Genomic DNA, 15,054 nt, shown 5'->3' with positions numbered 1-15,054 from the left:
GCATGGCGGCTATCCTCCTGACGTCGCCGATGCAGGGCTGGGCGACGTCGCTCGATACGGTGCCCGATGCCGTTTTCGCCGAACGGATGATGGGCGACGGCGTCGCGATCGATCCCACCGGCGACTGCCTGCACGCGCCCTGCGACGGGGTCGTGCTCAGCGTCCATGCGAGCGGCCATGCGATCACGCTGCGCAGTCCGGAGGGGGCCGAGATCCTGATGCATATCGGGCTGGACACCGTGGCGCTCGGCGGGCGTGGCTTCACGCCTTTGGTCGAAGAGGGCGCGAGCGTGGATCGCGGGGATCCGCTGATCCGTTTCGACCTGGACCTGTTGGTGTGCGAGACACCCGCCGTGATCACGCCCGTGATCGTCACCAATTCCGACCGCTTCACGATTCAGGGCCACGAGATCGATCGGCTGGTCGCGATCGGCGACACACTGATGACACTCGTCCGGCGCGACGAGCGCGCGGCGGATGCGGCGATCGTCGCGGGCGACGGCGTGCGGCGGACGATCGTTGTGCCCCTGGCCCACGGCATCCATGCGCGCCCGGCGGCGCGGATCGGCGCGGCGGCGCGCGCATTCGTATCAGAGGTCAGCATCGCGAAGGACGATCGCATCGCCAGCGTGCGCAGCCCCGTGGCACTGATGGCGCTGGGCGTGCGGTTGGGCGACGACGTGACGATCGAAGCGACCGGCCCGGATGCTGCCGAGGCGCTCGCCGCCGTCGCCGATCTGATCCTCGGAGGGATGGGCGAAGGCGCGGATTCGCCTGCGGCAAGCGCGCCTGCTCTCCCGCTGGTCATTCCGGCGACCACCACCCTGCCCGCCGACGGCCGCCTGCGAGGGGTCACCGCATCGCCCGGCATCGCGATCGGGGAGGCCGGTCTCTTCCGCCTCGCCGAGATCGCGGTCGCGCAGGCCGGTAACGGGGTCGAAGCGGAACGCCGCGCGCTCGACGTCGCCCTTGCCGCGGTGTTCAGCCGCGTCGCATTCCGTTCGACCGATGCGACGGAAGCCGAAGGCGCGATCCGCGAGGCGCACGCCGCCCTGCTGACGGACCCGGCGCTGACGGACGCCGCCGATGCCGCGATCGCACGGGGCGACAGCGCAGGGTTCGCCTGGCGCAGCGCGACCCGCGCCCAGGCCGATGCGCTCCGCGCGACCGGCAATGCCCGGATGGCCGAGCGCGCCGACGACCTGCTCGATCTCGAACGTCAGGTGTTGCGCACGCTGGCCGGCGAAGATCCCGACGAGCGGATCGCCTTTCCGCACGGCACGATCCTGCTCGCTGACGACCTGTTGCCGTCGCATCTGCTCGGGCTGGACACCACGACGATCGTCGGTTTCTGCGTCGAACGCGGCGGACCGACCTCACACGTCGCAATCCTTGCAGCGACGATGGGCCTGCCCGCGCTGGTCGCGGTCGGCTCGGCGCTGGCGCGGATCGCCGCCGGCACGCCATTGATCCTCGATGCCGGCGCGGGCGTGTTGCACGTCGCGCCGGATGCCGCATCGCTTGCCACCGCGCAGACCGCGATCGCCGCACAGCGCGACCGCCGCACCGCCGCGCTTGCCGATGCCGGCCGCGAATGTCGTACGCAGGACGGCGTGCGGATCGAGGCGTTCGCCAATCTCGGATCGGCCGACGATGCCGACATCGCCATCCGCAACGGGGCCGAGGGCTGCGGGCTGCTGCGCACCGAATTCCTGTTCCTCGAACGCGAGTCCGCGCCGGATGTCGCCGAGCAGACCGCCGAGTATCAGCGCATCGCCGATACGCTCGCGGGACGTCCGCTGATCGTCCGTCTGCTCGACATCGGCGGCGACAAGCCCGCACCCTATCTGCCGATCGCGGCCGAGGACAATCCCGCGCTCGGCCTGCGCGGCATTCGCGTCGGCCTCGCTTTTCCCGACATGCTGGATGCGCAGTTGCGGGCGATCCTCGCGGTCCGCCCCGCCGGGCAATGCCGCGTCATGGTGCCGATGGTTGCCAGCCTCGCCGAATTGCGCGCCGTCCGCGCCGCGCTCGACCGCGCGATCGAAGCGACCGGGCATCGGGATCCCGTCTCGCTCGGCATCATGGTCGAGACGCCTGCCGCCGCCGTTACCGCGCATCTGCTCGCGCGGGAGGCCGATTTCCTGTCGATCGGCACCAACGATCTGACGCAATATGTGCTGGCGATGGATCGCGGCAATCCCGCCGTCGCGGCTTCGCTCGATGGGCTGCACCCGGCGGTGCTCGCCCTGATCGGCCAGACCTGCGACGGGGCCGCGGCCAACGGGCGCTGGACCGGCGTGTGTGGCGGCCTTGCCTCCGATCCGCTCGCGGTGCCGATCCTGATCGGCCTCGGCGTCACCGAGGTGTCGAGCGCGCCCGCGCTGGTGCCGGAGATCAAGGCGCTGGTCGCGACGCTGACGCTGCCGGACTGCCGAGCGCTCGCGCACGACGCCTTGTCGTGCGGTTCGGCCGCCGAAGTTCGCGCCCTCGCCCGGGAGTTCCGCCGATGAAGTCCGTGCTCGAAACGCTCCAGCCACTCGGCCGAGCCTTGATGCTGCCGATCGCGGTGCTGCCGGTCGCCGGCCTGCTGCTGCGGCTCGGCCAGCCCGACCTGCTCGACATCGCACTGCTGAGCGCGGCGGGCGATGCGATCTTCTCGCACCTCGGGCTGCTGTTCGCGATCGGCGTGGCGACCGGCTTCGCGCGCGACGGCAATGGCGCGGCATGTCTCGCCGGAATGGTCTGCTACCTCGTCGCGTCGCAGGGCGCGCAGGCGCTGATCGCCGTGCCGCCCGCCGCGCTCACCGGTTTCACCGGACCCGCGACCGCGCTGGCGGCCGCGGCGTTCAAGGCGAAGGCCGTGGCACGGATCGACGTGCCGCTCGGCATCCTGTCCGGGCTGATCGGTGGCGGGTTCTACAACCGCTTCTCGACGATCGCGCTGCCCGAGTATCTCGCGTTTTTCGGCGGACGGCGGTTCGTGCCGATCGTCAGCGGCCTTGCCGGCCTGGGCATCGCGCTGATCGTCGGGCCGGGCTTCGGCGCGATCAGCGCGGGGGTGGACGGGCTCAGCTATGCGGTGATCGGTGCGGGCGGGTACGGCCTGTTCGCGTTCGGCCTGCTCAACCGCCTGCTGCTCGTCACCGGGCTGCACCATCTGCTCAACAATATCGCCTGGTTCGTCGTCGGCGACTATCACGGCAAGACCGGGGATCTCGGCCGCTTCTTCGCCGGCGATCCGCAGGCCGGCGCGTTCATGGCGGGATTCTTCCCGGTGATGATGTTCGGCCTGCCCGCCGCCTGTCTGGCCATGTACCACGCCGCCGCGCCCGATCGGCGCAAGGCGGTCGGCGGGATGCTGCTCAGCCTCGCGCTCACCTCGGCGCTGACCGGCGTCACCGAGCCGATCGAGTTCAGCTTCATGTTCCTGGCCCCGGCGCTGTATGCGATCCACGCGGTGCTCACCGGCCTGTCGATGGCGCTGATGAACGCACTCGGCGTCAAGCTCGGCTTCGGCTTCTCGGCCGGTCTGTTCGATTACGTGCTCAACTACGGCAAGGCGACGCGCCCGCTGCTGCTGCTGCCCGTCGGCCTCGCCTATTTCACGATCTATTACGGTCTGTTCCGCTTCGTCATCCGCCGCTTCGACCTACCCACGCCGGGCCGCGAGCGCGATGCGCCGGTCGAGGCCGGCGCCGTCGCAAGGGGCGGCCGAGGCGCAGCGTTCGCCGAAGCGCTGGGCGGTGCGGCGAACCTGACGAGCGTCGGTGCGTGCACGACGCGCCTGCGGCTGATCGTCGCGGATCAGGCAGCGGTCGACGACGCTCGGCTCAAGACGCTGGGCGCGCGCGGGCTTATCCGGCCCTCGGCGAACGCGCTTCAGATCGTGCTCGGTCCGATCGCCGATGTCGTCGCGGTCGAGATCCGCGATGCGATCGCCGGCGGCACCGTGGCCGCCCCGACCGAAGTCGCACCGCCCGCCCCGAACCATGTCACGCTGACCCCGGCGGCGCTTGCCGCAATCGGCGGCGCGGACAATTGCCGCGCGGCGCGCCGCCACGGCAGCCGCCTGCGCATCGTGCTGGAGGACGCCGGCCGCATGTCGGATGCCGCGATCGAGGCGCTCGGCGTCCGGGCGATCGTTCGGCTGCCTGCGGGACGGATCCACCTCCTCCCCGCTCCCGAGACAATGCACCGTATCGTCGAGTCCGAATAGTCTCCGATCGGGCAAGCTGAATCCGCCTCGCGCTGCGCCTGAATCCGTTCGGCTCGGAGCCGACAGGCGACGTTACCGAATCATCGGACGCCTGGAGGCCGCATCACGCGAGTTCGTCGACGAAGATGCCGTCGATCAGCACGAAGGCGATGCGGCAGGTCTTGCCCGAACGGTTCGACCATGCGTGATTGGTGCCGCGCTGGACCACGACGTCGCCGGGTCGGCAGATCGTCTCGCCCTCGTCCACGATGAGGACCAGTTCGCCTTCGATCACGATGCCGTAATCGACGCTGCGCGTGCGGTGCATGAACGGGTGAGGCGCGCCTTTGACGGCGGTGGAGGCGTCCGCCATGCCGATCGCGGCGAAATGTTCGCGCGCGTCCGCCTCGCTGATGTGCTTGAAATCCTCGGTCTCGGGCGGGATGTCGAGTACGCGGATGCGCGTGCCGCCCGGCGGCGGCGGCAGGATCAGGCCTGCTTCGGGAAACTCGCCGCTTGCCGCGTCGATGCGCGCCGGCGTCTCGCGAGTGTTCCAGATCTCGTAGAAGATCGGGCCTTGCGGGCCGATCTTCTCGATCCGCTCCGGGGGTGCATCGGTCTGGATGATCGCCCGGCCCTCGGCATTGTGGCCGGTCACGATACGTCGGATGGTCGGCATGCTGGTCTCCGTGGTTAAGAGCGGTGGGCGGACGGATCGGCCAGGTCGGCGATCATGGTTTTACCGGAACCACCGCCTGATCGATCGCCCCGAACAGCGGACCACCCTGTGCCGTGCGGGCTTCCATCCGGACGCGATCGCCGAAGCGCATGAACGGGGTTCGCGCGGCGCCTTCGTCCAGGAGCTCGATGCCGCGCCGTTCGGCGATGCAGGACGATCCCACCTCGCGGAAGTTCGCGTTCGAGACCGTGCCCGTGCCGATCACGGTGCCCGCGCACAAAGCGCGCGTCCGCGCCGCATGGGCGACAAGCTCGGGCAGCGAATAGGCCATCGCATAGCCCGACGCCGCGCCGAACCGCGTCTCGTTCCAGTCGACGATCAGCGGCAGATCGACCCGCCCGTCGCGCCAGGCCGCGCCGAGTTCGTCGGGCGTGACCGCCACCGGCGCCATGCTGCTGGCGGGCTTGGCCTGCACCCAGCCGAAGCCGGTCTTCATCTCGATCGGCGCGATCGCGCGCAGCGACCAATCGTTGATCTGCACGACGAGGCGGATATGGCGTTCGGCCTCGTCGGCGGTGACGCCCAACGGTACGGCATCGACGATGACGCCGAATTCGCCCTCGAAATCGATCCCGTCCGCTTCGCTTGGAAAGACCGCATCCTGGGTCGGCGCGAGAAAGGTATCGGACATGCCCTGATACATTAGCGGGCGGCCCTTGGGATTGGGTGCCAGACCGAACACCGCCTGCATCAGGTCGCCATGGCTTTCGAACGCCGATCCGTCGAGCCATTGCCAAGCGCGCGGCAGCGGTGCCAGCGCGGCCGCCGGATCGAAGGCGTGCACGCCCCCCACGGCCCCAGCTTCGAGCGCCTCGAACCGGGCATCCAGCGCAGGTTGCACCTCGTCCCAGCGATCGAGCGCATCCTGCAAGGTGGCGGCGATGTCGCTTGCGGCTACCGCGCGGCTCAGGTCGCGCGAGACGATGACGAGCGCGCCATCGCGCGTTCCGTCGGCGATCGTGGCTAGCTTCACGCGCAGCTCTCCATGGCGCGCGCCACCAGCACGTCGATATCGCCATCATGAACGAAGCCCAGCGCGTCGGCGAGCGGGGTCGTCAGCGGAGGCTGGCTGCCGAATTGCAGTTCGATCGCCTCATCGGGGGCATAATCGACGTGCGCCCCGCTCTCCGGAAAGCGCCGTGCGAGCGCCAAGACGAGATCGTCGAAGCGGACGCGCTGCGCGGGCAGCGTCATCGCCCGCCGCCGCGCCAGCCGGTCGCGGTCGATCGTGCCGGCATGCAGCAGCGCCGCGACGCAGGCCTGTACCGATATCAACCACGTGGTGCCCGCCGCCCGGACCGGCAGCGTGATCGCCTCGCCGGCGGCGAAGCGAGGGAACAGGGTGTTGAGAAAGGACGATTTCAACCGGGCATCCGCCCCCGGCCGGGCGACGATGCCGGGCAGGCGCAGGGCCAGTCCATCGATCCAGCCGCGTGCGCTGAACTGCTCGACGGCGATTTCCATCATGCGCTTCTGCGCGCCGTAGATCATCGTCGGCAACGGGATCGTGTCGTCGTCGATCGCGTCGGGCAAAGGTGGGCCGAAGACGGCGATCGAACTCGCGAATACCACGCGCGGCGGCGCGTCCTCGTTCCGTAGCGCCTCGAGAAACGCCAGCGTGGCATCGATGTTGACGCGGCGTGCCGCCGGATAGTCGGCCTCCGCCGCCCCGCCCAATAGGCCGGCGAGATGAAACACCAGATCGGGCCTATCCGCGATGAGGCGCGCCCTGGTTTGCGAATCGCCGAAGTCGCCCTCGCAGCGGACGAGCCGTGGATCTTCGCTACCGTCCGACAGGCGAAGATCGTTGAGCATGATCGCGGCACCGGCGAAGCGCGGGTCGGCCAGCAGCGCATGCACCAGCCGCGCGCCGATGAAGCCGTCCGCACCGGTCACCAGGATACGCCGCGCCGGACGTGTCACGAACGGCTGTCCGCTTTGGCCTGCTCCGTCAGCAGTGCCCGCAGCCGTTCCTCGGTATATTCCTCCGCGACCACGGTCAGCGAACGGTCGCGGTCGATACCGTCCACGGCGAACAGCGCCGGCACCCGCGACGCCGCGTCCATCGCCGCAGCGTGGCCGTCGAACCAGGCCTCGAACACGCTGTCGACGAACCGCTGACCGTGCGGCGGCGGCGCGACGACATTCTCGGTCAGGGCTACGAGCCCGTCCCACCCGCGCATCGTCTCGCCGACGCCATCGCGGATCGCCGTCCAGCGCGCGTCGTCGAGATCGGGCGTGCGGCTCACGAAGACGAACAGCTTGGCGAAAGTTCTCGATCCCTCCACGATCGTTTGCGGGACGACGGCGAGGCGGACGACGCTGGGATTGTGCACGAAACGCGGTTCGTCCGGGCCGAGCTTTTCGAGATAATATGGCGTCGCCAGCGCCGCCTGCATCGCCGCCATGCTTTCGAAATTCACCTCCGTCACCAGATCGCGCTCGATCGCCTGGGCGCCGTCACCCGCGGGATAGCCGCCGTCGACGATATGGTTCTGAACGTAATATGCCGGCAGCGCGCCGGCATCGGCCGGCGGCAGGACGACCATCCGGCCGTGCACATCGCGCAGATGCGCCTGCGCCGCCTGTCGCGTTAGACCCGGTGTGCGGCGGGCCAGGATAAAGACCTTGATCATCCGAAGCGCCTTCCGAAGCTAGAAACTGAACGCCAGCCGCGCGCCATAGGTACGTGGTGGCGCGTAGGTCGAGGTGATCTGGTTGCCGACACTGCCGACATATTGGGCATAGGTCGGCACCGCGCGATTGGTGAGATTGCGGACATAACTCGTCAGCGTCCACCGGTCATCGGCCTTGCCGAAGCTCAGCGAGGCATCGAACGTCGTATTTTCACCGCTGTTCTGCTGCGCCAGATGATCGAAGCCGATGACCGCGTTGGACCGATATTGCATGCTGCCCGACAGCACGGCCTTGTTGTCGCCGAGCGGGATCGTCTGATCGACGCCGGCATTCACCGACCATTTCGGCGAGTTGTACGCGGGCTTGCCCGAGCAATCGACGATATAGACGGTGCTGGCGGCGCTGGGTGTCGAGAACGGGCAGCCGACGACGGGTTGCAACGCGGCCTTGGGCACTTCGTACGTATAGGAGTTCACCTTCGAATCGAGATATTGGACCGTGCCGGTGAGCCGGGTGTTGCGCGTCGCCAGCAACTGGACATCGACGTCGACGCCCTTGAGCGTCGATCGGCCCACATTCTCGGTGAAGAAATTGACCGAGTTGTTCGCGTCGATTCCGAAGTGCGACACCTGCTGATCGCGATATTTCCAGTAGAAGGCCTCGATGTTCAACTGAAGCCGGTTGTCGAAGAAGCGGTTCTTCGATCCCAGGGTCCAGGCATCGACATATTCGGGTTTGAAGATCTCGTGCCCCGGCGCGACCGAGAAGCCGCCCGACCTATAACCGGTCTCGTAGCTCGCATAGAGCAGGGATCGGGGACCAAGATCGAACTCGCCCGCCAAGCGATAGGTGAAGCGGCCATTGTCGATCGAGGCATTCACCGTATTGGGATTGTACAGGACCAGATTGCCGCTGGTCCCGTAGGGAACGGGGACGCCCGGCACCGTCGGACCGCCCACGAACTGGCTGAGCGTATCGATCACCGGCAGCGACGGGCCGCCGATACAGGAGGCCGCGCCGCAGATCTCCACCAGCGTAGCGACATTGGCGTCGAACGCTTTCTTGTCCTTCGTGTAACGACCGCCCCCGACGAGGCGCAGACGATCGGTCAGATTGAGCGTCAGGCGCCCGAACCCGGCATAGGATCGCGTTTCCGAGCGGAAATCCTGAAACGAGGTGATCTGATACTGATTGATCGCGTACCGGCCCCGGACGGTCTCGTCGAAATAATACAGCCCGACCAGCCAGTCGATCGGGCCGATGCGCTTGCCTTGGAAGCGGGCTTCGGTGCTGAACTGTGTATTGGTCTCGACGTTGCGCGACGATCGGAACGAAGGCCCGTTGAAAACGAAATCGAGATCCGATCGGCGATAGGCCGGCAGGATCGTCAGCGTGCCGATATCGGTGTCGAGCGTGATGTCGCCAGCGACGCCGTAATAATTGTTGTTGAGATACGGCGTGCTGAGCGGTTCCGGATTGACGTAGGCGCCCGGGATCACCTGACGGCTGAAATAGGCCCGGCCCTCGGGGGACAACAGGCCGCTATAGGGATCGAGATTGGCCGGGGTGAACGTGTAGTTGGCCGGCGACGTCGCGGTGGCCGGCGAACCGGGCGTGTAAGTCTCCGTGCCGACATAGCTCGCTCCGCTACCCACTCCGCCCTGGTGCGAATAGTCGCCGGACAGGCGCAGGGTGAGAGTGGCGGTCGGCTTCACCAGCAGTTGAACGCGCGCGGCCTTGCCGTTCTCGTCGCCCGTCCCGTCCCGGTAATAGCCTTCGTGATAGGCCGAGGTGGCCGCGATCCTGAGCGCGGCGTCGTCGCCGATCGGCAGGTTGGCGGCGACCTCGACATTGGTCGCGCTATAATTGCCGACACCGAAGGCGACGTTCAGCGAGCGTTCGCCGAGGATCGGCTTGTTGGGGATCACGTTGATCGCACCGCCGGTCGCGTTGCGGCCGTACAGCGTACCCTGCGGCCCCTTGAGCACCTCGATCCGCTGGAGATCGAAGAAGGTGCCGGTGGTCGAGGTGGGCCGCCCGAGATACACGCCGTCCACATTGAACGCGATCGCCGGATCGGAATAGGCGTTGTTGGTATAGTTTCCGACGCCGCGCACGAAGAAGGTCGTGTTTGCGCCACCCCCTTGCTGCACGGTCAGCGCCGGTGCCACGGCGTTCAGCGTCGCGGCGGTCATCACGCCCTTGCCGACGAGTTCCGCAGGTGACACGACGTCGATCGCGATCGCCGCGCGTTGCGCGCTTTCGGTACGGCGTTGCGCAGTGACGACGATCTCCGCCAAGCCCTCTTCAGCAGGCGGCGCATCCGCTTCGGCCGAGGTTTGCGGCACGGGCGCGGCGGTCTGCGCGTGAGCCGAGGTGCCGATCATGATCGCAACCAGCGCCGTGGATGTCGTCCAAAGTTCGCAACGCATAATCCTCTCCTTGTCGGCCGCGTTCCTGGCGGTCTGCGACCAATAGAAACCACGTCATCCAACATCGGAAAAGTTGTTTGTATTTATGAAATATCATTGATGGAATTTATGTATTACGTGCATCGCCTTGCCCAGCCAATTCGCGGGACACACGTTTCCGCCAAGCCGCCCCACCCATCGCGCTGCGCAGAATCAATGGTGTCGTGACGACACTGACGAGACCGCCATAAAGCGATTTCACGATCAACGCGGCCTGCGGCGATATCGCCGCCGGCCCGAATGCGAGCATCAACAGCGCCGCCGCCCCGCCCAGCATCGGCATCACCGCCAGGGCCAGGCCGAACAATCGCCAGATCTGTCGCGCGGCCGACGGCACCGGCCCCAAGGGCGACACGATCCCCTTGCGAACCCGCGCCAGCATGATGAAGGACGGCACGATCCCGCCCAGGAACGTGATCCCGAACGTCTGCACCGGGAAATCGAACGCGAGCGATCGTCCGGCAACCGGCCCCCAGCCGAAGACCAGCAGGAAGAACCCGATGCTGACGATCGCATTCGCGCAGGCGCTCGCTATCGTATCCCGTCGCACCAGCGCCCGGGCGTTGGGAGCGCCCGGGATCACGCGATCCGGCCGCCGAGCGTCTCCGCGAACCAGTCGGCGATGTAGTCGCGACCGAAGCTCATGTTATCGGCGCCGACATGTTCGACTCCGCCCTCGCGCGGCGTGAAGATCTTGAGTTCGCGTCGTGGCGAGTTGATCAGTTGATCGTAGCTTTGATGAGCGTATTCCAGCCCGATCTGGCGGTCGCTTTCGCCGTGCGTGACCAGAAACGGCACCGTGATCCGGTCCATGATCCCCTCCAGCGTCATGCCCTTCGCCTTCTCGAGGAAATCCGCCTGGTCCGTTGCGCCAAACACCCACCAGACATGCCCCCAATAATGCGGCACAGGGTTTTCGCCTTCGCGCCGCATCCGCTTCTGCTGGACTTCCGCCCAATCGTGATTGGCACCCCATACCGCGCCGCTCGCGAAGCGTGGTTCGAAGGCCACCGCGCGCGGGGCGTAGTGACCGCCGAGCGACAGACCGGTCATCCCGATCGCGCCGGCATCGACCTCGTCGCGCGCCTCCAGCCAATCCACCCAGGCCGACGCCCAGACCTCGCTGTCGGCGCGCGCCGGAATGTTCTGCAGACGCAGTGCCTCACCGGTGCCCGGCTGATCGACGCACAGGCAGGAAATGCCGCGCTTGGCGAGCGCATGCGGGAGCCAGGAAAAGAAGATCAGTTCCTTGGTGCTATCCAGCCCGTTGCAATAGATCACCGCCGGGCGCGGCCCCTCCCCGACCCCGACCGTCCAGAGGCCCGACAGCGTCTTGCCCTCGTATGCGATCTCGACCCGCTCGACATTGTCCCTGGCGAAAGCGGTGCCGCGCGCGAAGCTGTCGAGCGCTTTGGCGTAGGTCCCCTCGCGACCGGGATGTCCGTGCCCCTGCATCCGCTCGGCCATCTGGTAATAGAGGGCCGCGCGCTTCAGTTTCTCGCCGGCCGAAAACAGTCGGCCCTTCGCCTCGTCTTCGCCGGCAAGCCCGGCAAGCTTGTCCGCCATTCTGGACCATTCGGCCATGAACGCCGCCGTCCCGCCATCCTCGCCGCGCGCCGCGGCATCCCGGATCGGCGCGCACATGTCGATGATCTCGCCGATCTTCGCGCCGCTTTCGAGCGCGATCGACACCGACAGGTTCCAGACGTAGTTCGGGAAATATTCGAACAGCGCCACGCGTGCTATACCCCCGCCGGCTGGAACAAGGCGACGTCCGCTTCGGGGTGCGGCATCGTGTGCGGGCCACCGACGCCGGTTTCCCATTGGTCCATCACGCCCGGCCCCGGCTCGTGCACCTTCGCTTCGTGCGTGGCGTCGTCGACCGAATCCAGCTCCGAGGTATATTCGACCGCGAACCCGTTCGGCGTCGTGAAATAGCTGAACGTGTTGTTTCCGGCCGTGTGCCGCCCCGGCCCCCAGCGTATGTCGGTGCCCTTCTTCCGCAACCGCGCAATGCCGCGCATCATGTCGTCCACCGTCAGCATGTCGTAGGCGATATGGTTCAGGCAGGGTGGGCCGGGCAGGAAGGCGATGCGGTGGTGCCATTCGTTGCACCGGAGGAAACTCATGAAGTCGCCGAGCCAGTCGGACACGCGGAAGCCGAGCACGTCGACGAAGAACGCCGTCATCGCCTTGTGATCGGGCGAGTGCATCACGATGTGGCTGATCTTCTGCGGCACACCGTCCCAGCGCAGCATCGGCCGCGACGTGCCGCGCGCGACGTCGCTCGACACTTCGAAGGGCAGGCCGTCGGCCGAGAAGAAGCGGAAGCCGTAGCCACCACCGAAGCTCGTCAACTCTCGCGGAGCAAAGACGATCTGGCACCCGGCCGCCTCCACCTTGGCGAACAGCGCGTCGACATCGCCACGCGTGTCGGCGGCCAGTGCGATGATATCGACGCGCTTCTCCTCCGATGCCCGCAGGCGCACGACGTACAGCTCGTCGCTGCCCTCGGTCGCGAAATGCTCCATCCCGTCATGGGTGCCGACATGCTTCAGCCCCCACACGTCGCGGTAGAAATCGCGCTCGGCGGCGATGTCGGGGCAACCATAGCCGACATAGCGGATTTCGGTGACCCTGCTGGTAGTCGCGTTCATGATGCTTCCTTTCAGATCGGTGCCGCGGTGACGGCGAACATGTCGTGCGTGGCCTTGCCCTGTTCGACGCGTGGCCCCTTGCCGATCTGCCCCAGGCAGATGGCGAGGCTGGCGCGGACGATATAGGCGCAGCGGTCGAAGCGGCGGTCGCGATAGGCGGCGAAGCCAGCTTCCGGGGTCGTGGCGCGCGCGAGTTCCTCGGCGAGGACGATCGCATCCTCGATCGCCATTCCACCGCCCTGCCCCAAATGCGGCGTGGTGGCATGCACGGCATCGCCCAGCAGCACCACACGACCCTTGTGCCACGGCCCTTCGACCAGCAACCATTCCAGCGGCTTGTAGACGACGGCCGCGTCGTCGACGATCTGCCCGGCCAGACCCGAAATCGCGGGAGGCATTCCAGCCAGCTTCGCCCGCATCGTTTCCGCCAGTTTCTCGCGCGGATAGCGGGGCTTGCCGGGCTCCGGCGTCGTCAGGTACATGTACATCAGATCGTCCGCGAGCGGCACCAGTCCGACGCCGATCGGCCCTTCAAAGGCGTGCAGCCCGGTGACATCGGCGGAGCGCACGAAATTGTAGCGCCACACCGCCTGGCCGGTGAATTCCGGCACGGGCGCATCGGGCAGGATCAGGCCGCGGATCTGCGAATAGAGCCCGTCGGCACCGACCACGATATCGTAACGCCCCGACGTGCCGTCCGAGAAGACGATATCGACGCCATCGCCATCGTCAGCGAGACTTGCGACCGTCACGCCCAGCCGGACCTTGGCCCCGGCCGCGATCGCCCGATCGCCCAGCACCTTGTGCAGCGCGCGCCGCCCGATGCCGACATTGGCCGGATAGCCCTCGACCAGCGCAGGCGAGGTCAGCCGTGCGACCTGTTTGCCGTCGGGCAGGAAGACGCACACATCGTCATAGCCGAAACCGGCCTCGAGATAATCGTCGAGGAGATCCAGTTCCTTCATCGCCCGCACGACGTTCGACTGCTGGATGATGCCGACCCCGTAGACCGACCAGGTCGGATCACGTTCGATCAGGTCGACCGCCATGCCCTTGCGGCGCAGGGCGATCGCCGCCGTGAGACCACCGATACCGCCACCGACGACCAATATCTTGGTCATCTGGCCGATCCGCGAAGTAAATATGAGATCATGCCATCCTCTCGTCAGACCCCATCGGGGTTCCCGCGAGACAACGGATAATCGATGCCTAAGATTTGTAAAAACGAAGGAATTTATGGATTATCATTCATGCAATCTATTGATTTCGGTTTGGTCCCGAAGCCGCTCGCGCAGCCAGACCAGCCCGGGGTCGCTGGCGCGCGCCGGATGATATTGGACCATCTGACGCATCGTCGGAAATTCGAACGGTATTTCCGCGATCGCGATCGGATGGTGCTCCGCCATGACCAGCGCCAGTCGTTCGTGCATCAGCGCCAGCCGCTCGGTGTGGATCAGCAGCCATGGGACCACCGCGAAGGATGAGGCGGTGATCTCGACCCGCACATGCTTGCCCATCAGCGCGAGGGCGCGATCGCTGAACACCGACGTGCGATGATAGCCGATGGCGACCGTGACATGGCCCGCCGCGAACACGGCCGCTTCGTCGATCGGCCCGGCGAATAACGGGTTCTCCCGCCACCCGACGACGACGTGGCGCTCGTCGAGCAGATGCTCGGCGGGCAGGCTGCGGTCGATATACGCCTCCGGCGTGATCAGCAGATCGACCGCGCCCTGTTCGAGTTGCGCGAAGCTCTGGTCCTCGCTGATCAGCAATTCGAGCCGAACCGCAGGCGCCTCCCGCGCCAGCGCACGCGCAAGCGGGGCGAGCAATGCGGTCGAGATATAATCGGACGAACACAGCCGGAACGTGCGCTGGGAGGTCGCGGGATCGAACCGCGTCGACGTCGCGATCAGGCTTTCGATCGCGCGCAGGCTTTCGCGCACCTGCGGCAACAGGCTTTCGGCATAGGCGGTGGGCAGCATCCGCTTGCCGTGGGCGACCAGGATGTCGTCGCCGAAATAGTCGCGCAGCCGCTTCAATGCCGAACTGAGCGCCGGTTGGCTGAGATTGAGTTCTTCCGCCGATCGCGAGACGCTACGTGTCCGCATCAAGGTGTCGAACACGCCAAGCAGATTGAGGTCGAGGCCCTTGAAACGCATCGTTGGTCCTTTTTGCGGGGCATAGGATGTTTTCCGATCAGCGTGAATACGAGCCCCACGCGGAGAGCGAAGCCGCTCGTGGGCCGGAGGCGCGGCGATCGGAGCCAAGATGGGCGTCCGAGTTCCACCTTGACGCCGCGTCGGCAACATCGGATAGACCGAAAAGTGCCAGATTTCCGCGGTTATCGCG

The 15,054-nt window shown here is 66.8% G+C and carries 12 protein-coding genes; 2 read left to right on the top strand and 10 right to left on the bottom strand.

The window, feature by feature from the left end; translation table 11 throughout:
* Positions 1 to 2 precede the first annotated feature (2 nt).
* Positions 3 to 2,513 carry a phosphoenolpyruvate--protein phosphotransferase gene (gene ptsP / locus ASG11_RS10940; protein WP_055778934.1) on the top strand — a complete coding sequence of 837 codons (2,511 nt, stop codon included), beginning with the start codon at positions 3 to 5 and terminating at the stop codon, positions 2,511 to 2,513.
* A complete protein-coding gene (gene nagE, locus ASG11_RS10935) occupies positions 2,510 to 4,219 on the top strand; it encodes an N-acetylglucosamine-specific PTS transporter subunit IIBC (protein ID WP_055778931.1) in 1,710 nt (569 codons plus the stop codon). Before ptsP ends, nagE begins: the two co-directional genes overlap by 4 nt.
* A 103-nt stretch (positions 4,220 to 4,322) precedes the next feature.
* Here nagE and ASG11_RS10930 read toward each other — a convergent pair whose 3' ends face one another.
* The 10 genes from ASG11_RS10930 to ASG11_RS10885 all read right to left on the bottom strand — a co-directional run bounded on the left by ASG11_RS10930 (position 4,323) and on the right by ASG11_RS10885 (position 14,864).
* Positions 4,323 to 4,877, bottom strand: a complete 555-nt coding sequence (locus ASG11_RS10930; RefSeq protein ID WP_055778928.1) for a cupin domain-containing protein — start codon at positions 4,875 to 4,877, stop codon at positions 4,323 to 4,325.
* 52 nt (positions 4,878 to 4,929) lie between these two features.
* Entirely contained in the window at positions 4,930 to 5,910 is a 981-nt protein-coding gene (locus ASG11_RS10925; protein WP_055778925.1) for a fumarylacetoacetate hydrolase family protein, read from the bottom strand.
* On the bottom strand, positions 5,907 to 6,860 hold the full coding sequence (locus tag ASG11_RS10920; protein WP_168371726.1) for an NAD-dependent epimerase/dehydratase family protein: 954 nt from the start codon (positions 6,858 to 6,860) through the stop codon (positions 5,907 to 5,909). The genes ASG11_RS10925 and ASG11_RS10920 overlap by 4 nt, the downstream gene beginning before the upstream one ends.
* Positions 6,857 to 7,573: an EthD domain-containing protein gene (locus tag ASG11_RS10915; RefSeq protein ID WP_055778921.1), complete on the bottom strand. Its 717-nt coding sequence runs from the start codon at positions 7,571 to 7,573 to the stop codon at positions 6,857 to 6,859. Before ASG11_RS10915 ends, ASG11_RS10920 begins: the two co-directional genes overlap by 4 nt.
* 18 nt (positions 7,574 to 7,591) lie before the next feature.
* The gene (locus ASG11_RS10910; RefSeq protein WP_082472710.1) at positions 7,592 to 10,006 is read right to left on the bottom strand and encodes a TonB-dependent receptor; all 2,415 of its coding nucleotides are present in this window, start codon (positions 10,004 to 10,006) and stop codon (positions 7,592 to 7,594) included.
* A 106-nt stretch (positions 10,007 to 10,112) separates the two neighbouring features.
* Complete coding sequence (locus ASG11_RS10905) at positions 10,113 to 10,628, bottom strand: hypothetical protein (protein ID WP_055778915.1); 516 nt, start codon at positions 10,626 to 10,628, stop codon at positions 10,113 to 10,115.
* Positions 10,625 to 11,782 (bottom strand): alpha/beta hydrolase family protein, encoded by a 1,158-nt coding sequence (locus ASG11_RS10900; protein WP_055778913.1) that lies wholly within the window; start codon positions 11,780 to 11,782, stop codon positions 10,625 to 10,627. The genes ASG11_RS10905 and ASG11_RS10900 overlap by 4 nt, the downstream gene beginning before the upstream one ends.
* Before the next feature lie 5 nt (positions 11,783 to 11,787).
* On the bottom strand, positions 11,788 to 12,702 hold the full coding sequence (locus tag ASG11_RS10895) for a VOC family protein (protein ID WP_055778909.1): 915 nt from the start codon (positions 12,700 to 12,702) through the stop codon (positions 11,788 to 11,790).
* A gap of 11 nt (positions 12,703 to 12,713) precedes the next feature.
* Positions 12,714 to 13,823, bottom strand: coding sequence for an FAD-dependent oxidoreductase (locus tag ASG11_RS10890; protein WP_055778906.1), 1,110 nt, complete (start codon positions 13,821 to 13,823; stop codon positions 12,714 to 12,716).
* A 123-nt stretch (positions 13,824 to 13,946) separates the two neighbouring features.
* Positions 13,947 to 14,864, bottom strand: a complete 918-nt coding sequence (locus ASG11_RS10885; protein ID WP_055778903.1) for a LysR family transcriptional regulator — start codon at positions 14,862 to 14,864, stop codon at positions 13,947 to 13,949.
* Positions 14,865 to 15,054: the final 190 nt, after the last annotated feature.

This window comes from Sphingomonas sp. Leaf357 (assembly GCF_001423845.1).
Taxonomy (GTDB): Bacteria; Pseudomonadota; Alphaproteobacteria; order Sphingomonadales; family Sphingomonadaceae; genus Sphingomonas.
The sequence above is the reverse complement of the archived record's forward strand: the minus strand, read 5'-3'. Positions and strand labels throughout refer to the sequence as shown.